General features: G+C 34.5%; 13 protein-coding genes. 8 read left to right on the forward strand and 5 right to left on the reverse strand.

Features of this window, described 5'->3' with window-relative positions; genetic code table 11:
* Positions 1-28: 28 nt before the first annotated feature.
* The gene (locus ACXAG4_RS07550) at positions 29-1075 is read right to left on the reverse strand and encodes a WD40/YVTN/BNR-like repeat-containing protein (RefSeq protein WP_475295475.1); all 1047 of its coding nucleotides are present in this window, start codon (positions 1073-1075) and stop codon (positions 29-31) included.
* Positions 1076-1173: 98 nt separating this feature from the next.
* On the opposite strand from ACXAG4_RS07550, the gene ACXAG4_RS07555 reads away from it, so the two are divergent.
* From ACXAG4_RS07555 to purL, 3 genes are all read left to right on the forward strand, one after another.
* Positions 1174-2385: an RsmB/NOP family class I SAM-dependent RNA methyltransferase gene (locus ACXAG4_RS07555; RefSeq protein ID WP_475295928.1), complete on the forward strand. Its 1212-nt coding sequence runs from the start codon at positions 1174-1176 to the stop codon at positions 2383-2385.
* A gap of 9 nt (positions 2386-2394) precedes the next feature.
* On the forward strand, positions 2395-4191 hold the full coding sequence (locus ACXAG4_RS07560) for an endonuclease (protein WP_475295476.1): 1797 nt from the start codon (positions 2395-2397) through the stop codon (positions 4189-4191).
* Between the two features lie 121 nt (positions 4192-4312).
* Positions 4313-7975 (forward strand): phosphoribosylformylglycinamidine synthase, encoded by a 3663-nt coding sequence (gene purL, locus ACXAG4_RS07565; RefSeq protein ID WP_475295477.1) that lies wholly within the window; start codon positions 4313-4315, stop codon positions 7973-7975.
* A 101-nt stretch (positions 7976-8076) separates the two neighbouring features.
* On the opposite strand, the gene ACXAG4_RS07570 is transcribed toward purL, so the two are convergent.
* From ACXAG4_RS07570 to pflB, 3 genes are read right to left on the reverse strand one after another with little or no spacing between them, the layout of a single operon-like run.
* Entirely contained in the window at positions 8077-9333 is a 1257-nt protein-coding gene (locus ACXAG4_RS07570; protein ID WP_475295478.1) for an L-lactate MFS transporter, read from the reverse strand.
* A gap of 31 nt (positions 9334-9364) precedes the next feature.
* Positions 9365-10129 (reverse strand): pyruvate formate-lyase-activating protein, encoded by a 765-nt coding sequence (gene pflA, locus ACXAG4_RS07575; RefSeq protein ID WP_475295929.1) that lies wholly within the window; start codon positions 10127-10129, stop codon positions 9365-9367.
* Between the two features lie 60 nt (positions 10130-10189).
* Positions 10190-12415, reverse strand: a complete 2226-nt coding sequence (gene pflB / locus ACXAG4_RS07580) for a formate C-acetyltransferase (protein WP_475295479.1) — start codon at positions 12413-12415, stop codon at positions 10190-10192.
* A 265-nt stretch (positions 12416-12680) separates the two neighbouring features.
* Between pflB and ACXAG4_RS07585 the strand changes: the two genes are divergently transcribed.
* The 5 genes from ACXAG4_RS07585 (at position 12681) to ACXAG4_RS07605 (ending at position 20519) form a co-directional block, all read left to right on the forward strand.
* The gene (locus ACXAG4_RS07585; protein ID WP_475295480.1) at positions 12681-14441 is read left to right on the forward strand and encodes an AMP-dependent synthetase/ligase; all 1761 of its coding nucleotides are present in this window, start codon (positions 12681-12683) and stop codon (positions 14439-14441) included.
* A gap of 158 nt (positions 14442-14599) precedes the next feature.
* Positions 14600-15040 carry a MarR family winged helix-turn-helix transcriptional regulator gene (locus ACXAG4_RS07590; RefSeq protein ID WP_475295481.1) on the forward strand — a complete coding sequence of 147 codons (441 nt, stop codon included), beginning with the start codon at positions 14600-14602 and terminating at the stop codon, positions 15038-15040.
* A gap of 15 nt (positions 15041-15055) precedes the next feature.
* Positions 15056-17464: a 3-hydroxyacyl-CoA dehydrogenase NAD-binding domain-containing protein gene (locus ACXAG4_RS07595; RefSeq protein ID WP_475295482.1), complete on the forward strand. Its 2409-nt coding sequence runs from the start codon at positions 15056-15058 to the stop codon at positions 17462-17464.
* Positions 17465-17470: 6 nt separating this feature from the next.
* Positions 17471-18661 (forward strand): acetyl-CoA C-acyltransferase, encoded by a 1191-nt coding sequence (locus ACXAG4_RS07600; protein ID WP_475295483.1) that lies wholly within the window; start codon positions 17471-17473, stop codon positions 18659-18661.
* Positions 18662-18713: 52 nt separating this feature from the next.
* Entirely contained in the window at positions 18714-20519 is a 1806-nt protein-coding gene (locus tag ACXAG4_RS07605; RefSeq protein WP_475295484.1) for an acyl-CoA dehydrogenase family protein, read from the forward strand.
* Between the two features lie 87 nt (positions 20520-20606).
* Here ACXAG4_RS07605 and ACXAG4_RS07610 read toward each other — a convergent pair whose 3' ends face one another.
* Positions 20607-21455 (reverse strand): GIN domain-containing protein, encoded by an 849-nt coding sequence (locus ACXAG4_RS07610; RefSeq protein ID WP_475295485.1) that lies wholly within the window; start codon positions 21453-21455, stop codon positions 20607-20609.
* Positions 21456-21519: the final 64 nt, after the last annotated feature.

The raw sequence follows: 21519 nt of genomic DNA on the forward strand, positions 1-21519 counted from the left end.
AAGAGACGCACAACAATCGTCTCTTTTTTTATTCAATAAATGTAAGCTTACAAATTCTGCCACTACCAGCAGCGTATGCAACAGTATCATTTAAAAATCTAATGGTGTAAAACGCTTCATCACTTAAATGTTTCCAAGTGTTTCCAGCGTCATTACTATAATCAATTCCTTTAAAACCAACAGTAACTAATGCTTTTGCGTTACTATTAGGCACATATTGCACACAACTTCTATAACCCGGATTTATATTTTGCGCTACTAACTTCCAAGTTTTTCCACCATCGTTAGTTCTAATTTTATTAGCTGCATTACTATTAGGCGCTGTGTAATCTCCACCAATGGCAAAACCGTTATTTTCATCGTAAAAATCAATAGAGTAAATACCTTCAGTGTCTTTACCGCTAATAATTGGTGTGTTGTAAACACGCCATGTTTTTCCTTTATCCTCTGAAAAATAAATTCTACCTGATGTAGTAGCTATCCACGTTTTATTACCTACAACTGCAATATTTGTATTACTAGCAGCAAAAGCACCTTCGTTTTCAAGAGCTTCAGGCAAATTATTGCACGCTATTTTTTGCCATGTATTACCACCATCTCTGGTAATAATTATACTTAAACAACCATCAATTTGGTCGCCAATAGCAATGCCTTCTTGTGTATTCCAAAATGCCATGGCATCATAAAACACTTGTTTATGGGTTTCTTTGTAAACCAATTCCATTTCACCAGAATTTCCAGTTTTAAACAACAATGCCGGATTTGCAATACTCAACATAAAAAAATCTGCATTATTATTTGCTACAGCTCTAAACTCTATATTCAAACTATCATAATTTTGTTTTGAAATAAGCCATTTTCCCGTTTTTGCATCGTACAAACCGTAAGTATTATTATTAGCTGCAAAAGACAAACTGTTTTTATCTAAAACATCAATAGCTCTAATGCTTAAAAGTGTATCATTTAAAATAGTTTCAAAATTAATTTCATTAAAAATTATTGATTTTTCAGCTTTATTGTTTCCGCAAGAAGCTAAAATTAAAACTAGAATTAAATAGGCTAAAAATTGTTTCATTAATTATTTTTTTTGAAAGATAACTTAATATGCTAAATATTAAAAACATTGGCTAAATGTTTACAATTAGTGTAACTTTGCAACCTTATTTATATACAATGCGATTACACCGAAATTTATGCTTTGCCGTTATTGATGGCTTACACCAAATATTTAATGAAGATGAATATGCCGATAAGGTTATACAAGCCCTCTTAAAAAGAGATAAACGCTGGGGCAGCAGAGACCGCGCTTTTGTGGCAGAAACAACCTATGATATTGTTAGATGGAAACGCTTGTATGCAGAAATTGCTGAAGTTAAAGAACCTTTTAACCGAGACAATTTATGGCGTTTATTTGCAGTTTGGGCAACACTAAAAGGCATTAAATTACCCGATTGGAAATATTTTACAAACACACCAACTAGAAAAATAAAAGGCAAATTTGATGAACTCTCTAAAATTAGAAAATTTAGAGAATCTGTACCAGATTGGATTGACGAAATTGGCGCTAAAGAACTTGGTGAAGACATCTGGACCAAAGAGCTTGCAATACAAAACAAACAAGCCGATGTTATTTTGCGCACCAACATTTTAAAAACTACTAAGGAGCAATTACAAAACACATTGTTTGACCAAGGTATTGAAACCGAATTCATTAAAGGCTACCCATTGGCTTTAAAACTTAAAGAGCGCGCCAATGTTTTTGTTACTGATGCTTTTAAAAAAGGATTGTTTGAAGTGCAAGATGCCTCATCTCAATTAGTTGCCGAAATGCTTGATGTAAAACCAGGCATGAAAGTAGTTGACACCTGTGCAGGAGCCGGTGGCAAAACATTGCACATGGCCTCTTTAATGGAAAATAAAGGGCAAATTATTGCTATGGACATTTACGAAAGTAAACTAAAAAAGTTAAAAATTAGAGCCAGACGCAATGGTGTACATAACATTGACTTAAAGGTTATTGACTCTACAAAACCTATAAAAAAACTATATAATAAAGCCGATCGTGTTTTAATTGATGCCCCATGTTCTGGTTTAGGTGTTTTACGCAGAAACCCAGACTCAAAATGGAAATTAGAACCTCAATTTTTAGATCAAATTAGAAGTATTCAACAAGATATTTTACAACAATACTCTAAAATGGTTAAATCTGGCGGAAAATTAGTGTATGCTACCTGCTCTGTTTTACCTTCTGAAAACGAAAATCAAGTTAATGATTTTTTAACATCAGAAGCAGGTAAAGCGTTTACCTTTGTAAACGACAAAAAAGTGCTAGCCCACAAATTTGGATATGATGGGTTTTATATGGCGCTTTTAGAAAAGCACTAACGTAATAAAATGAAACACATACACCTACTGTTGTTTGTAACCTCCTTTTTGGGTTACACGCAAGTTACACCGCCTGCAAACTTACAAAGCTATTATAACGGTGTAGATTTTAACAAAACAGGTTTAAATTTATTTAATGATTTAGCTAACAAAACCTCTAGTAAACACACCAACTTTTTAAGTTACACCCCTGGAATTTGGGAAGCCAGTAAATTTACAGATGAAGACCCAAACAATAGTAATAATGTTCTACTCATTTACGGCTACAATGATAACGGTAGCACTACAGTACATCGCTCTCGCAGCAAGAACAGTAACGGTGGTAACTCTGGAGATTGGAATAGAGAACACACCTATCCAAAATCTTTAGGAAATCCAAATCTAGGTACAGTTGGTCCTGGTGCCGATGCGCATCATTTACGTCCTTCAGATGTGCAAATGAATGCAAACAGAGGAAACAAAAAATACATTGACGGTTCTGGTTTTGCAGGTAGTACTTCTGGAGGTTGGTATCCTGGTGATGAATGGAAAGGTGATGTAGCACGCATGATGATGTATATGTACTTACGCTATGGCTCTCGGTGTTTACCTTCAAATGTTACAATTGGTGCAACAAACAGCATAGACACCAATATGATTGATTTATTATTAGAATGGAATGCCCAAGACCCTGTTTCTGCTTTTGAAGATAACCGAAACACATACCACAGCAACACAAGTAATACATACGCACAAGGCAACAGAAATCCGTTTATAGACAACCCATATTTAGCTACCATAATTTGGGGCGGCACACCTGCCGAGAACCGTTGGGAAAACCCAACAACTCCAGATAATGAAGCGCCTACTACCCCAACAAATTTAACGGCTTCAAACCCTACAGCCACAACGGTTAACTTAAACTGGACGGCTTCTTCCGATAATCTAGCAGTTACAACCTATAACGTATATGTTAACAACAATTTTTATGCATCTACAAATAGTTCTTCAACCTCATACATTGTAACAGGCTTATCTCCTGAAACCTCATACAGTTTTGCCGTTTTAGCTAAAGATGCTGCCAATAACACATCTACACTAAGCAATATTGTTAACCAAACAACATTAGCAAGTGGCAGTAATAATAATGGTAATAACTGTATTAATGAAACTTTTGAAAACATTCCTGCCAATGCTTCAAACTACACTACAAGAACATGGACTGGTGATGATGGTGGTACTTGGACAGCTACAGACGCCAGAACAGATCAAAATTTAAACAACCGAAGTATTTGCATTAGAAATGGATCATTAACATCTCCTACAATATCTGGTGGTATTGGTAACTTAACCGTTACTATGCAATCTACATTTAGCTCAGATTCGTCAGGAAATTTCACATTACTTATAAACGGAAACGCTGTTGGAAATATTCCTTACAACAAAAATTCGTCAACAACTACCACAATTTCTAACATTAATATTTCAGGAAATGTTACGGTGGTTTTAGAAAATCAATCATCATCAAACAGAGTTAGAATAGATGATGTATTATGGACATGCTACCCAAGTTTAAGTACAAAAAAAACACCATTAAACAACGTAAAAATTCACCCAAACCCTATTAAAATGGGTGCTTATTTAAATATTGAAACCTCAACAAATATTACGGTAAATGTTTTCAATGTAATGGGAACTCTAATAGTTTCAAACAATGTAAACCCAAAACACAATAAAATACAGCTTAAAAAATTACATGCTGGTATTTATATTTTGCAACTTTTTGATGGTTTAAACGCATCAACCAAAAAACTAATTATTGAATAAACCATTGTGTTTTTGTTAAAACTTTTGTTAATAATCAAATAGTGTTTCTAAAAAAAAGAGGTTATGAATAGCTAAAAAAATGTATTTTTGCATTTTTAAAAGCAATCGTAATACACTACAAATGATTCATTTCTTCGGAAACCAAAACAGTAAAGTTTTTGCTGTTCAAGCAACAAAAGAATTTACTCCAGAAACTATTTCAAAATTAACATGGTTATTTGGCAACCAGCCTAAAATAGAGCAAGCATCAATTGATGCTTTTTTTGTTGGTCCGCGTGCAGCTATGATAACACCTTGGAGTACAAATGCTGTTGAAATAACCCAAAATATGGGTATTGAAGGCATTATTCGCATTGAAGAATTCACTGCTGTCACTGAAGATTTTAAAGGCTATGACCCTATGATTTCTGAGAAATTTAAGGGGTTAAACCAAGAATCATTCACAATAAATATTCAACCAGAACCTATTTTGAACATTGAAGATATTGCCGCTTATAACCAACAAGAAGGTTTATCTTTAAGTGATGAAGAAGTGGCATATTTACAAGGTGTTTCAAAAAAAATTGGAAGACCGCTAACAGATTCTGAAGTATTTGGTTTTTCGCAAGTAAACAGTGAGCACTGTCGCCACAAAATATTTAACGGTACGTTTGTTATTGATGGTGAAGAAAAACCAACATCGTTATTTAAATTAATTAGAAAAACATCGGAGGCAAACCCTAACGATATTGTTTCTGCCTATAAAGATAACGTAGCGTTTATAAAAGGCCCAAAAGTGGAACAATTTGCACCAAAACGTGCCGATGTGCCTGATTTTTATGAAACTAAAGATTTTGATTCGGTAATCTCAATAAAGGCTGAAACGCACAATTTCCCAACTACTGTAGAGCCTTTTAATGGTGCTGCAACAGGTTCGGGTGGTGAAATTCGCGACCGTTTAGCTGGCGGAAAAGGCTCACTTCCCTTAGCCGGAACTGCTGTTTACATGACATCTTACTCGCGTTTAGAAGAAAACCGCCCTTGGGAACAAGCCGTTAAAGAGCGCAATTGGTTGTACCAAACGCCAATGGATATTTTAATAAAAGCTAGTAATGGTGCTTCAGATTTCGGTAACAAATTCGGGCAACCACTTATTACAGGTTCGGTATTAACCTTTGAGCATGAAGAAGAAGCACGCAAACTTGGTTTCGATAAAGTGATTATGCTTGCAGGTGGTATTGGTTATGGTAAAGCAGACCAAGCCCTTAAAGACACTCCAAAAAGAGACGACAAAGTTGTTATTCTTGGTGGCGAAAACTACCGCATTGGCATGGGCGGCGCAGCAGTTTCTAGTGCTGACACCGGTGAATTTGAATCTGGCATTGAGCTTAATGCTGTACAACGATCTAACCCAGAAATGCAAAAACGTGCTGCCAATGCAGTTCGTGGCATGGTAGAAAGTGACGAAAATTTTATCGTTTCTATTCACGATCATGGTGCTGGTGGCCACTTAAACTGTTTAAGTGAATTGGTTGAAGATACTGGCGGGCATATAGATTTAGATAAACTACCAGTTGGAGACCCAACATTGTCTGATAAAGAAATAATAGGTAACGAGTCTCAAGAGCGTATGGGATTGGTGATAGCTGAAAAGCATTTGGAAACCTTACAAAAAATTGCTGATAGAGAACGTTCTCCAATGTACACCGTTGGTACCGTTACAGGTGATCATAGATTCACATTCCAATCTAAAACTAAAGGCAACAAACCTATGGATTTAGCTATGGAAGACATGTTTGGGAGCTCGCCAAAAACAATAATGACAGATAATACGGTTACACGAAATTATACAGATGTAGCTTACAATAAAGATAAATTTTACGATTATTTAGATCAACTTTTACAACTAGAAGCCGTAGCTTGTAAAGATTGGTTAACAAACAAAGTAGACCGCTGCGTTGGTGGTAAAGTAGCCAAACAACAATGTGTGGGCCCATTACAAATACCACTAAACAACGTAGGCGTCATGGCTCTAGATTTTAAAGGAAAAGAAGGTATTGCTACATCTATTGGGCACTCGCCTATTTCCGGATTAATAGATCCGGTTGCAGGTAGTAGAAATTCTATTACCGAAGCCTTAACCAACATTATTTGGGCGCCTTTAAAAGATGGTTTAAAAAACGTATCATTGTCTGCAAACTGGATGTGGCCTTGTAAAAACGAAGGTGAAGATGCGCGTTTGTATGAAGCGGTTCAAGCAGTATCAGAATTTGCAATAGATTTAGGTGTGAATGTTCCAACAGGAAAAGATTCACTATCTATGAAGCAAAAATATGCTAACGAAGAAGTAATTTCTCCTGGAACAGTTATTATTTCTGCTGGTTCAAACTGTACTGATATTACCAAAATAGTTGAACCTGTTTTACAAAAAAATGCTGGTAATATTTATTACATCAATTTATCGCAAGACAATTTTAAATTAGGTGGTAGCTCGTTTGCACAAATTGTAAATAAAATTGGAAATGAAGCGCCAACAGTAAAAAGTGCCAATTATGTAAAAACAGTATTTAATACCATTCAACAATTAATTTTAGATGAAAAAATTGTTGCAGGGCACGATGTAGCTTCAGGTGGATTAATAACAACACTTCTTGAATTATGTTTTGCTGATAATAATTTAGGTGCCGAATTAGATTTATCTGCTTTAGCTGAAAATGATTCATTTAAATTATTATTTGCTGAAAATGCAGGATTGGTTATTCAAGCTGCTGATGCTTCTATTGAAACAACTTTATCTGAAGCAAATATTGAATTTTTTAACATAGGAAGCGTTACTGATGCTGATGTTTTAAGCATTATTAACGGCACTGATGTTTTTACTATGACTATTTCACGTTTGCGTGATATGTGGTATAAAACGTCGTTTTTACTTGATCAAAAACAAACAGCAAACGGTTTAGCAAAAGATCGTTTTGATAATTACAAAAGCCAACCATTACAGTTTGAATTTCCAAAGCATTTTACAGGAAAACTTCCTGAATTAAACAACCAAAATTCTAGACCTAAAGCAGCTATACTTCGTGAAAAAGGGAGTAACTCTGAACGCGAAATGGCAAACGCCATGTATTTAGCTGGTTTTGATGTAAAAGATGTACACATGACCGATTTAATTTCGGGCCGTGAAACTTTAGAAGATATTCAGTTTTTAGGTGCTGTTGGAGGTTTCTCAAACTCTGATGTTTTAGGCTCTGCAAAAGGTTGGGCAGGAGCTATTAAGTATAACGAAAAAGCTAATGAAGTTATTAAAAACTTCTTTGAAAGAGAAGATACACTTTCTGTTGGAATTTGTAATGGATGCCAATTATGGATGGAATTAGACCTTATAAACCCAGAACACGAGGTTCATGGAAAAATGGTTCATAACAATTCTCATAAACACGAAAGTTCATTTACTTCAGTTAAAATACAAGAGAATAATTCTGTGATGCTATCAACTTTAGCGGGCAGTACTTTAGGTGTTTGGATTTCGCATGGTGAAGGAAAATTTAATTTACCGTATGCCGAAGACCAATATCACATTGTGGCAAAATATGGTTATGAAGGCTATCCGCACAATCCAAATGGCTCCGATTTTAACACCGCTATGATGACTGATAAAACAGGCCGTCATTTGGTAACTATGCCGCATATTGAGCGCTCAACATTCCAATGGAACTGGGCTAATTACCCAAATGGACGTAAAGACGAAGTTTCTCCTTGGTTAGAAGCCTTTGTGAATGCTAGACTTTGGATTGAAAAACAATAAGCCTACTTTCTTTCTGAAAAAACAAAAACCCCGGAGCTTAAAATTTATAGCTTCGGGGTTTTCAATAAAAAAAGAAAAAATGGAAGTTTTAGAAGTTTGAGTTAAGCAAACTTCAATTGTTTATTTATTTTTCTGTAAGCTAAAGTTACTGTTCGTTTCATTAATAATGCTACAATTAAGGCTATTACAAATAAGCCTGCAAAAACCATTAAAGTGGCATCTAGTGAGCCTGTTGTATTTTTAACAATATCATAAATAGTTGGACCTACAACACCCGCAAGCCCCCAAGCTGCTAAAACCATACCATGTATAGCACCTAATTGTTTGGTACCAAATAGGTCTCCTAAAAAAGCAGGTAAGGTTGCAAAACCACCACCATACATTGTAATTACAGTAAACAATACTACTAAAAATGTTATTTCCATTGAAATTTTAGGCAATATCCAAAATGCTAAAATTTGAAACGCAAAAAAAACAATATATGTATTTGCTCTACCTAAATAATCTGATAAAGTAGACCACATAATGCGCCCTAAGCCATTAAAAACACCTATTAACCCAACAATGGCAGCAGCCTGCATTGGTGTATAATTCAATTTCTCTTGCATCATAGGGCTTGCTGCTGAAATTATAGCAATTCCACAGGCTATGTTTATAAACATCATAATCCATATATAATAAAAACGAGGTGTTTTTAAAGCTTCGTTAGCTGTAATATTAGCCATATCTGCTTTAATAGTTTTTCCTTCGCCAGGTTTAAATCCTTCAGGCATGTAACCTTCGGGAGGTCTTTCAATATACCTAGCAGAGGTTAAAATTAAAATCATGTAAATGGCTCCTAAAATGTAAAATGCATTTGACACACCAACACTATCAAATAAAGATTGCATTACAGGCCCAAAAATTAAAGCTGCAAAACCAAACCCCATAATTGCCATTCCTGTAGCTAAACCGCGCCTGTCAGGAAACCATTTAACCAAAGTACTTACAGGCGTAATATAACCTAGCCCTAGCCCTATACCTCCTATTACGCCGTAACACAGATAAAACATCCAAAGCACTTCTAACTGAACCGCTAAACCAGAGCCCAAAATACCTAAACCATAAAATAAACCCGCTGTTGTACCACTGACTTTAGGACCTACTTTTTCTACCCATCGCCCTAAAAAAGCCGCTGATAAACCAAGTAATAGTATAGCTATTTTAAATGCCCATTTTATGACGCTTCCGTCAACTTCAAAAATATCTTTAACAGGATTTGTCATTACCGAATAAGCATACACAGACCCTATAGAAATATGAATACCTACAGCCGAAGCTGCTATTAACCACCTATTTTTTAATTTAGTTTTACTCATAATTTTTTATTTTCAGCTAATTATACATTAGTTAGTTTACTTTTACTTCTTTAAAATATTTTTCTAAAATATTTGTAGCGCTTTCAATTTCGGCTTCTGTATTCTCTCTAGCATCGTGCAATTGATATTGCCAACCCAATTTTTCCCATTTATGGATACCGAGTTTATGATATGGCTGTAATTCAATTTTTTCTATGGTTTTATAATCTTTAAAATGCTTACCCATTGCATGTAACAGTTCTGGGGTGTTTGTTAATTCTGGAATTAACACATAACGCAACCACATGGGTTTACCTGAAGCCTCTCTATGCTTAGCAAAATTAAAGGTTGTTGTGTTATTTTTTTGACCTGTAATCATTTGATAACCATCTTCTTGCATATGCTTAATATCTAGCATTACCAAGTCTGCATAATCATCTAACAACTGTTCTGTAAAATGATTTAACACTCTACCATTAGTATCAATATTTGTATGAATTCCTTCTTCTTTTAACCGCTGAAAAAAATGAATTAATTCTTTAGACTGAAGAAGTGGTTCTCCACCCGACACTGTTACACCACCCTCTTTTCCAAAATAAGGTTTCATGTTAACTGCGCGTTTTACTAAATCTTGAATGGGCATTTCTGTACCGCCGTGCGTATCAATAGTATCAGGATTATGGCAATACAAACATTTTAATTTGCAGCCTTGTAAAAATACAACCATACGAATACCAGGGCCATCATGAGTACCAAAAGATTCTACAGAATGAACTCTTAATGTGTTTTCTAAAGTTTTAATAATATGTGCTTTTATGAGAACTTCCGATGGGTATTTTCACCTTCGGAAGTTCTTGTTTTTGACTAATTCTAAAAACTACATAGATTCGTGGAACGATCTTGTAATAACTTCTAACTGCTGTTCTTTAGTTAATCTTATAAAATTTACAGCATAGCCTGAAACACGTATTGTTAGTTGCGGATATGCTTCTGGGTTTTCCATGGCATCCATTAGTGTTTCTTTATTAAGCACGTTAACATTTAAATGTTGCGCATTTTTTTCAAAATAACCATCTAGCATAGCGGTTAAATTGTCTATTCTATCTTCTTGTGAAGCACCTAATGATTTTGGTACTATTGAGAAGGTGTTTGAAATACCGTCTTGAGAATCTTCATAATCTATTTTAGCTACAGAGTTTAATGATGCTATGGCTCCGTTAGAATCTCGCCCATGCATTGGGTTGGCACCTGGTGCAAATGGTACACCTTTAGCTCTACCATCTGGTGTAGCGCCTGTTTTTTTACCATACACCACGTTTGATGTTATGGTTAGTACAGATAGTGTTGGTTCTGCATTTTTATAAACAGACAACTGTTTTAGCTCGTTATTAAAATCTCTTACTGCATCATGAGCAAATACATCTACTCTATCATCATCATTTCCATATTTAGGGAAATCGCCTTCAATTTTAAAATCTACCGTTAAACCTTCTTCATTTCTAATAGGTTTTACTTTTGCGTATTTAATAGCCGATAATGAATCTGCCACAATTGATAAACCAGCAATACCGTATGCAATATTAATATCTGGATTTGTATCAATTAAAGCCATTTGTGCTTTTTCATAATAATATTTATCGTGCATGTAGTGAATAATATTCATAGAATCATTGTACACACGTGCAACTTCTTTCATGGCTATTTTAAAGTTAGCCATTACTTTATCAAAATCTAAATACTCACAGTCACAAGGTGCTATACCTTCAACCATTTGTGTTCCAGAGTTTTCACAACGTCCGCCATTTATAGCTAATAATAATGTTTTAGCTAAATTAGTACGTGCTCCAAAAAACTGAATTTGTTTACCTAAAGCTTGGTATGATACGCAGCATGCAATACCATAATCATCAGAGCCTCTTAAAGTACGCATCATATCATCATTTTCAAATTGAATTGATGATGTATCAATTGCTACTTTAGCGCAGAATTTTTTAAAGTTTTCTGGCAAATTACTAGACCAAAGAATGGTAATATTTGGTTCTGGTGAAGGTCCTAAATTATAAAGTGTGTTTAGAAAACGGAATGATGTTTTGGTTACTTTGGTGCGACCATCTTCAAACATACCACCAATAGCTTCGGTTACCCAAGTAGGGTCGCCAGCAAAAATTTCATCATAAGCTGCCATACGCAAGTGGCGTACCATACGTAGTTTCATTACAAACTGGTCTATGTATTCTTGGGCTTCGTTTTCAGTAATTATACCTTCTTGTAAATCGTTTTCAATATAAATATCTAAAAATGTAGAAACATTACCTAAAGACATGGCTGCTCCATCTTGCTCTTTAACTGCTGCAAGGTAAGCCATGTAAGTCCATTGCACAGCTTCACGTGCATTTTCAGCAGGACGCGATAAATCTAGGTTATATTTTGCGCCCATTTCTATCATGTCTTTTAAAGCCTTAATTTGGTCTGACACTTCTTCTCGAAGACGAATAACAGCATCAGTCATAGGGCCTTTAATTGCTTTTAAATCGGTTTTTTTAGCTTCAATTAAAGCATTGATACCGTAAAGCGCCACACGACGGTAGTCTCCAATAATTCTGCCTCGGGCATAATTATCAGGCAAACCTGTTAAAAGTCCGTTTGAACGAAATTTTCTTATTTCGGCATTGTATGCTGCAAAAACACCATCGTTATGTGATTTTACGTATTTACTAAATAATTCAGACACGGTATCACTAGCTACTAAACCATGTTCACTTAGTGCTTTTTGCACTACTTTAAAACCTCCAAATGGTTTCATGGCACGTTTTAAAAGCATATCGGTTTGTAAACCAACAATTACTTCGTTTTCTTTATCTATGTAACCCGCTTCAAAGTTATTTACACCAGAAATAGTTTCTGTATCAACAGCTCTAACGCCGTTATTTTGTCTTTCCTCTTTGGCGGCTTCTAAACAAATGTCCCAAAGTTTTTTTGTGCGTTGTGTAGGTCCAACTAAAAAAGTGGCATCTCCATAATATGATGTAATATTGTTTGTAACAAAATCTCTAACATCAATTTTATCATTCCAAACACCCGCTCTAAATGCTTTAACTTCCATAATATTTCTTTTTAAAATGAGTAACTAGTATTTAACAAGTTCAAATTTATGACTGAATATTAAGCATTTAGATGACATTTGTCATATACACATTAATTATCATAATCCTAATAAAACAACCTATTAAATTATCATTTTATTAAAATTAAAGCCTCTTTATTCCTATTTTAATAATACAAAATCACGTACTTTAACACATTATTATTAAAACAACTATTGTAATTTTTATTTATTTTCATATTTTGGTGCACCACATTGAAAAAAGATGAAAGAGATTAATAGAATTTTTGATTTTCCTCACTACCAATTAGAGAATTTCAATTTAGAAAAAGCATTCACTTCTAAATACAACGGAAAATGGGAAAGCATATCTACCCAAGAGTACATAAATCAATACAATAAATTAAGTAGAGGTTTACTAAGGTTAGGTGTACAACCCAATGATAAAATTGCCGTTATTTCTACCACTAACAGAACTGAGTGGAATATTTTAGACATGGCTGTTTTACAAATTGGCGCCCAAAATGTGCCTATTTACCCAACTATTTCTAAAGAAGAATATGAATATGTACTTTCACACTCTGAAGCCACTTATTGTTTTGTATCTGATGTATCGGTTTTAGAAAAACTAAACCCAGTTAAAGGCAACACTAAACTTAAAGCTGTTTATACTTTTGATGACATTGCAGGTGAAAACAACTGGAAAGAGGTTTTAAATTTAGGTGAAGATGATAGCAACCAAAATGATGTTGAAACCAGAAAAAGCAACGTTAAAAGTGACGATTTAGCCACTTTAATTTACACATCGGGTACCACCGGAACTCCAAAAGGTGTTATGCTATCTCATAAAAACTTGGTTTCAAATGTTATTGATAGCTCGCCACGCGTACCCATGGAAAACGGTAAAGCCAAAGCACTAAGCTTTTTACCCGTATGCCATGTTTTTGAACGTATGATATTGTATTTATACCAATATTGTGGTATTGAAATTTATTTTGCTGAAAGTATTGAAACCATTAGTGATAATTTAAAAGAAATTAAACCTAATGTAATGACTGCCGTTCCTAGGCTCTATGAAAAAGTTTACGATAAAATTATTGCAAAAGGCGCAGAACTATCTGGCATTAAAAAAGCCCTGTTTTTTTGGGCTGTAGATTTAGGCTTAAAATTTGAACCATACGGCGCCAATGGCTGGTGGTACGAGTTTAAATTAAAAATTGCCCGCAAACTTATTTTTAGCAAATGGAAAGAAGGCTTAGGTGGTAACCTTGGTACATTAGTATCTGGTAGTGCTGCTTTACAACCACGATTAATTAGAATTTTTTCGGCTGCCGAAATGCCAATTCTTGAGGGTTATGGCCTTACCGAAACATCACCCGTAATATCTGTTAACTGTCCTTTTAATAAAGGTATAAAAATAGGTACCGTTGGAAGAGTTATTGATAATGTTGAAGTAAAAATTGCCGATGATGGCGAAATTTTAGTAAAAGGCAACAATGTAATGATGGGCTATTACAAAGACCCAGAACGTACAACTCAAGTTATTTCAAACGGTTATTTCCACACCGGAGATATTGGTGAGTTAAGCAATGACAATTTCTTAAAAATAACAGACCGTAAAAAAGATATGTTTAAAACCTCTGGCGGTAAATACGTAATACCTGCCCTATTAGAAAATGAGTTTAAACAATCTCGCTTTATAGAACAAATTATGGTTATAGGTGAAGGTGAAAAAATGCCAGCAGCTCTTATTCAAATAAATTTTGAATTTGTTGAAGAATGGGCGCGTCGTCATAATATATCAAACCAAAACCTAATAGAAAACACACAACTAAAAGAACGAATTCAAGAAGAAATTGACCAAGCCAACACAAAATTTGGCAAATGGGAACAAATAAAAAAGTTTGAAATTACACCCGATGTTTGGACTATTGATGATGGCTTACTTACCCCAACCATGAAAATGAAACGTAAAGCCATTAAAGAAAAATATAAAAATTTAATTGAAAAAATTTATAGAGGCTAACACATAGTTAATGCTTAAATAATACATAATCAAACAATTAAATACAACAACTAAATGCTTTACAAAACAGTAAAGTATTTTTTATTTTATAAGGTAATTTAAAAAAATATTATGCATGCATAGTATTTTTTTATATATTTGGAATATAAGAACTAACCATGAGGGATAAAACAATTGATTATGTACTAAGAACAACATGGCTAACTGTTCAAAAAATGTACAACGAAGAAGCCGCAAAGTTTGATAGTACAATGGCAACAGGATTTACATTGTTAAGTATAGACCCAGAAAATGGCACACCATCAACCGCTTTAGGTCCTAAAATGGGAATGGAAGCCACAAGCCTCTCAAGAATACTTAAAACAATGGAAAAAAAAGGGCTAATTGAAAGACACCCAAACCCAGATGATGGCAGAGGTGTATTAATTCACCTAACAGACTTTGGTAAAGAAAAAAGAACGTATTCAAAAGACCGCGTTTTAACCTTTAACAATACTATAAAAGAGTGTATTGATAAAGATAAACTAAACAACTTTTATGAAGTTGCAGAATTAATTTTAGATATGGTTTCAAACAAAAAAATTTACACTAAAACGTAATTAGACTAAACAAGAATGAGCAAACGAATTATTAAAAAAGTTGCAGTTATTGGTTCTGGTATTATGGGTAGCGGTATTGCATGCCATTTTGCCAATATTGGTGTTGAAGTATTACTACTAGACATTGTACCAAGAGAACTAAATGACACTGAAAAAGCTAAAGGTTTAACTTTAGAGCACAAAACAGTTAGAAACAGGCTTGTAAATGATGCATTAACAAAGGCCTTAAAATCTAAACCATCACCAATTTATCATCAAAAATTTGCCAATAGAATTACAACGGGTAATTTAGAAGATGATATAGCAAAAGTAAACGATGTAGATTGGATTATTGAGGTAGTTGTTGAACGTTTAGACATCAAGAAAAAAGTATTTGAAAACCTTGAAAAATACCGCAAACAAGGTACTTTAATTACCTCAAACACTTCAGGAATTCCTATAAAATTTATGAGCGAAGGCCGTAGTGACGATTTTCAAAAGCACTTCTGTGGCACACACTTTTTTAACCCAGCTAGATATTTAAAACTTTTTGAAATTATTCCTGGACCCAAAACCAGTCAATCTGTTTTAGATTTCTTAAATAATTATGGCGAACAGTATTTAGGAAAAACATCGGTAGTTGCTAAAGACACACCTGCTTTTATTGGAAACCGTATTGGTATTTTTGGTATTCAATCACTATTTCACCAAGTAAAAGCATTAGATTTAACCATTGAAGAAGTTGATAAACTTACTGGCCCTGTAATTGGCAGGCCAAAATCGGCAACCTTTAGAACTGTTGATGTTGTTGGCTTAGACACCCTTGTGCATGTTGCAAACGGCATTTATGATAATTGCCCTAATGATGAAGCGCATGAGCTTTTTAAACTTCCAGATTTCATCAACACCATGATGGAAAACAAATGGTTAGGAAGCAAAACAGGACAAGGTTTCTACAAAAAAGTTAAAGGAGAAAATGGTAAAAGCGAAATTTTATCGTTAGACTTAAACACCTTAGAATATCGTTCTAAAAAAAGAGCAAAATTTTCAACTTTAGAACTTACTAAATCGATTGAAAAAGTAATCGATAGATTTAAAATATTAGTGTCAGGTAAAGATAAAGCAGGCGAATTTTACAGAAAAAACTTTGCCGCTATGTTTGCCTACGTATCAAACAGAATCCCCGAAATTACCAATGAATTATATAAAATAGATGATGCCATGAAAGCCGGTTTTGGCTGGGAACATGGCCCATTTCAAATCTGGGACGCCATTGGCGTTGAAAAAGGTTTAGAAATTATGAAAGCCGAAGGTGTTACACCTGCTGCTTGGGTAAATGATATGTTAGCTTCTGGTAGTAAATCATTTTACACAGTACAAAACGGCGCAACATATTTCTACGATATTACTTCAAAAAAACAAGTAAAAAAACCAGGGCAAGACGCTTTCATAATATTAGACAACATCCGTAAATCAAATGAAGTATTTAAAAACTCTGGAGTTGTAATTGAAGATTTAGGTGATGGTATTTTAAACTGCGAATTCCAAAGCAAAATGAATACCATTGGTGGCGATGTTTTAACAGGATTAAACAAAGCCATTGATTTAGCCGAAAAAGATTTTGAAGGCTTAGTTATAGGTAACCAAGGTGCTAATTTTTCAGTAGGTGCTAATATTGGTATGATTTTTATGATGGCTGTTGAACAGGAATATGATGAATTAAACGGCGCCATAAAGTATTTTCAAGATACCATGATGCGCATGCGCTACTCAGCCATTCCAACAATATCTGCGCCTCACGGCATGACGCTTGGTGGTGGTTGTGAATTATCATTACATGCCGATAAAGTAGTGGCTGCAGCCGAAAGTTACATAGGTTTAGTTGAATTTGGAGTTGGCGTAATTCCTGGAGGTGGCGGCTCTAAAGAAATGGCTCTTCGTGCTTCAGATTCCTTTAGTAAAGGTGATGTAGAATTAAATGTACTTCAAGAACACTTTTTAACAATTGGTATGGCAAAAGTTTCCACATCTGCTTATGAAGCTTTTGATTTAGGAATTCTTCAAAAAGGAAAAGATGTAGTTGTTGTTAATAAAGACCGCCAAATTGCTACAGCAAAAGCACACGCCAAATTAATGGCTAATGCAGGCTACACACAACCTATTAAACGTAAAGATGTAAAAGTACTTGGTAAACAAGCTTTAGGTATGTTTTTAGTAGGAACAGATTCTATGGAAGCTTCAAATTACATTAGTGAACATGATCAAAAAATAGCTAACAAACTAGCTTATGTAATGGCAGGTGGTGATTTATCTGAGCCAACCCTAGTTACAGAGCAATACTTGTTAGATTTAGAAAGAGAAGCTTTTTTAAGTTTATGTACAGAACGCAAAACATTAGAACGTATTCAGCACATGCTTAAAACAGGAAAACCTTTAAGAAACTAAGAAAAAATGAAAACAGCATATATAGTAAAAGCATACAGAACAGCCGTAGGTAAAGCTCCTAAAGGTTTGTTTAGGTTCAAAAGAACCGATGAACTTGCTGCCGAAACCATTCAGCATATGATGAATGAACTTCCGCAGTTAGACAAATCAAGAATTGATGATGTTATTGTTGGTAACGCAATGCCCGAAGGTTCTCAAGGATTAAACATGGCGCGTTTAATTTCTTTAATGGGATTAAATAGTGTTGATGTGCCTGGGGTTACCGTAAATAGGTTTTGCTCTTCAGGCGTTGAAACCATTGCCATTGCAACAGCTAAAATACAATCTGGAATGGCCGATTGTATTATTGCCGGTGGTGCAGAAAGCATGAGTGCAGTACCAATGACAGGTTTTAAACCTGAACTTAATTATGACGTTGTTAAAGCCGGACACGAAGATTATTATTGGGGCATGGGAAATACTGCCGAAGCTGTTGCTAACCAATTTAAAGTATCACGTCAAGATCAAGATGAGTTTGCATACAACTCACACATGAAAGCATTAAAAGCTCAAGCTGAAGACAGGTTTCAAGACCAAATTGTGCCTATTGAAGTTGAACAAACCTATATTGATGAAAACGGAAAAAAAGCTACCAAAACCTATACTGTAAACAAAGATGAAGGCCCAAGAAAAGGTACAAGTATTGAAGTTTTAGGAAAATTACGCCCTGTTTTTGCTCAAGGCGGTAGTGTAACAGCGGGTAACTCATCACAAATGAGTGATGGCGCAGCCTTTGTAATGGTTATGAGCGAAGATATGGTGAAAGAATTAAATCTTGAACCTATTGCAAGAATGGTTAATTATGCCGCAGCCGGTGTAGAACCTCGCATTATGGGTATTGGCCCCGTTAAAGCAATTCCTAAAGCTTTAAAATTAGCAGGTTTAAAACAAAACGATTTAGAATTAATTGAATTAAACGAAGCTTTTGCCTCTCAATCTATAGCAGTTATAAGAGAATTAGGTTTAAACCCAGACATTATTAACGTTAACGGTGGCGCCATAGCCCTTGGCCATCCACTAGGCTGCACAGGTGCTAAACTATCAGTACAACTATTTGACGAAATGCGTAAACGAGATATGAAAGGTAAATACGGCGCAGTAACAATGTGTGTAGGAACCGGACAAGGGGCTTGTGGCATTTTTGAATTTCTTAAGTAAAAAACACAACAAAAACTAAGTATAAACTGATTTATAAAATCTACTATAAAAAATGGAAGAAAAAGATATATTAAGAGGTGGACAATTTCTTGTAAAAGAAACTAATTGTGAAGATGTATTTACACCTGAAGATTTTAATGAAGACCAGCTAATGATGAAAGAGGCTGTAACCGAATTTGTTGATAGAGAAATTTGGTCTAAAAAAGCACAATTTGAAAAGAAAGACTATGCTTTAACCGAATCTTGCATGCGTAAAGCAGGTGAACTTGGGTTTTTAAGCGTTGCTGTACCTGCCGAATATGGCGGTATGGGCATGGGCTTTGTAGATACCATGTTGGTGTGCGATTATATTTCAGGAGCAACAGGATCTTTTAGTACCGCTTTTGGAGCACACACAGGTATTGGCACAATGCCAATTACACTTTACGGAACCGAAGAGCAAAAACAAAAATACGTACCTAAATTAGCAAGTGGCGAGTGGTTTGGCTCTTACTGTTTAACTGAACCTAGTGCTGGTAGTGATGCCAACTCTGGAAAAACAAAAGCAGTACTTTCTGAAGACGGAAAAAGCTATAAAATTACAGGACAAAAAATGTGGATTTCAAACGCTGGTTTCTGTAATTTAATGATTGTTTTTGCTAGAATTGAAGACGATAAATACATTACCGGTTTTATAGTAGAATATGACCCAGAAAACCCAAACGGTATTACTATGGGTGAAGAAGAGCATAAACTTGGTATTCGTGCTTCTTCTACACGTCAGGTATTTTTTAATGATACAGTTGTACCCGCAGAAAACATGCTATCAACCAGAGGCAATGGCTTTAAAATTGCTATGAATGCATTAAACGTTGGTAGAATTAAATTAGCTGCCGCTTGTTTAGATGCACAACGCAGAACCATTACCGAGTCTATTAAATATGCCAATGAGCGTATTCAGTTTAAAACGCCAATTTCAAGTTTTGGTGCTATTCGTCAAAAAATAGCTGAAATGGCCACTAACTGTTGGGTAGGAGAAGCCGCAAGTTACAGAGCTGCTAAAAAAATTGAAGACCGTATTGAACTAAGAAGAAACAATGGTAAAGACACACACCAAGAAGCCGAATTAAAAGGTGTTGAAGAATATGCTATTGAATGTTCAATTTTAAAAGTTTCGGTTTCAGAATTTGTACAAAATTGTACAGATGAAGGTATTCAAATTTTAGGTGGTATGGGCTTTTCTGAAGAAACCCCAATGGAATCTGCTTGGAGAGATGCGCGTATTGCTAGAATTTATGAAGGCACCAATGAAATTAACCGTATGTTAAGTGTTGGTATGCTTATTAAAAAAGCCATGAAAGGTCATGTTGATGTGTTAACACCTGCTATGGCTGTAAAAGATGAATTAATGGGTATTCCTTCTTTTGATACACCTGATTTTTCAGAATTATTTTCAGAAGAAAAAAGTATCATCAAAAACTTAAAAAAGTTATTTTTAATGGTAGCTGGTGCTGCACTTGAAAAATATGGTGAAAAAATTGAAGAACAACAACAATTAATGTTAGCTTCTTCAGATATATTGATTCAAATTTACTTAGCAGAATCGGCTATTTTACGTGCCGAAAAAATGGCTAAAAAAGAGGGCGAAGACAACGTAAAAGAGCAAATAGCTATGGCCAAACTTAACCTTTTCCATGCTATTGATGTTATTGAAACTGCAGGTAAGCATTCAATAATTTCATTTTCTAGTGGTGATGAGCAACGTATGATGTTAATGGGCTTAAAACGTTATATTAAATACGTTAACATGCCAAACATAATTGAATTAAGAAACATAATTGCCAACAAGGTTATTAATGAAAATAAATATTGCTTTTAATTGTTAAAAGTATATTGTGACTAACTCAAAAACAAAAAAGTCTTTACGTAACTGTAAAGACTTTTTTAATTAGCAGTTTTCTGTTAATTATTCTTCTTGTTGTTTATTTTCTTTTTTTCTAAGTACAGCATTATTTTTAAAAGCTATTAAATTTATATCTGGCGTACCATAAATTACGGTTTCAGAATCGCCATATGCCTCTATGGCAAGTGTTTTTGCTGCATTCACAACAGCATCACATTTATCTTTTGTTACTAAAGTTATATCATCTAACAACAAATTTTCAGCATTTAACTTACTAGTTTCTTTTAAATTAGCAGTTAATTTAGCACATCCGCCATCAATTAAAACATTGGCGTGTTGGCTTAAATTTGTTGTAATTACAGATCCTGTAATGTGTGCATTTAGTCTTGTATTGTCTTTAAGTGATAATGCTATGGTGTTAGATGTTATACCCAAATCGGCTTTAGCTTTACCCTTACTTACATATTCAAAATCTTTAGAAATTACATTAAAATTGGCTTTTGTAAAATCATTAGCCAGTACTTTTAATGTATCTAACTTTAAAGTGGTGAGCGATGTTAACTCTGCGTTACCAGCTAATGCTATGGTGTTAAGCGCTTCGGTATAAATAACCCTAACATCTAACATTTTGCTAGATGTTATTTTATGAGTTGTTTGAAATTTAAGTTCACCTTCAAAAACATTAAAAGCAATAACATCATGTAAATTACTATCAGTAATAATTTCAACCGAAGGATCACAACCTTGTACCAACGTTACTTTAAAATTATCGGCAAAAGCTAATTTTGTAAAATACGATACTTCACTCAACTGGTTAGTTACAACCCTATTTCCTTTTATCTTCTCTTTATTTTGTGAACTGCATAGTATACAAAAAAGAAAAAAGGCAGAAAGCAAAACTTGTTTAGTCATTATTTTGAGGGATATTTTTTATAATTCAAATATATAAAACTGTTTTTGTATCAAGAGCCTCTTA

It is taken from the genome of Seonamhaeicola sp. ABD4_175 (genome assembly GCF_056160885.1).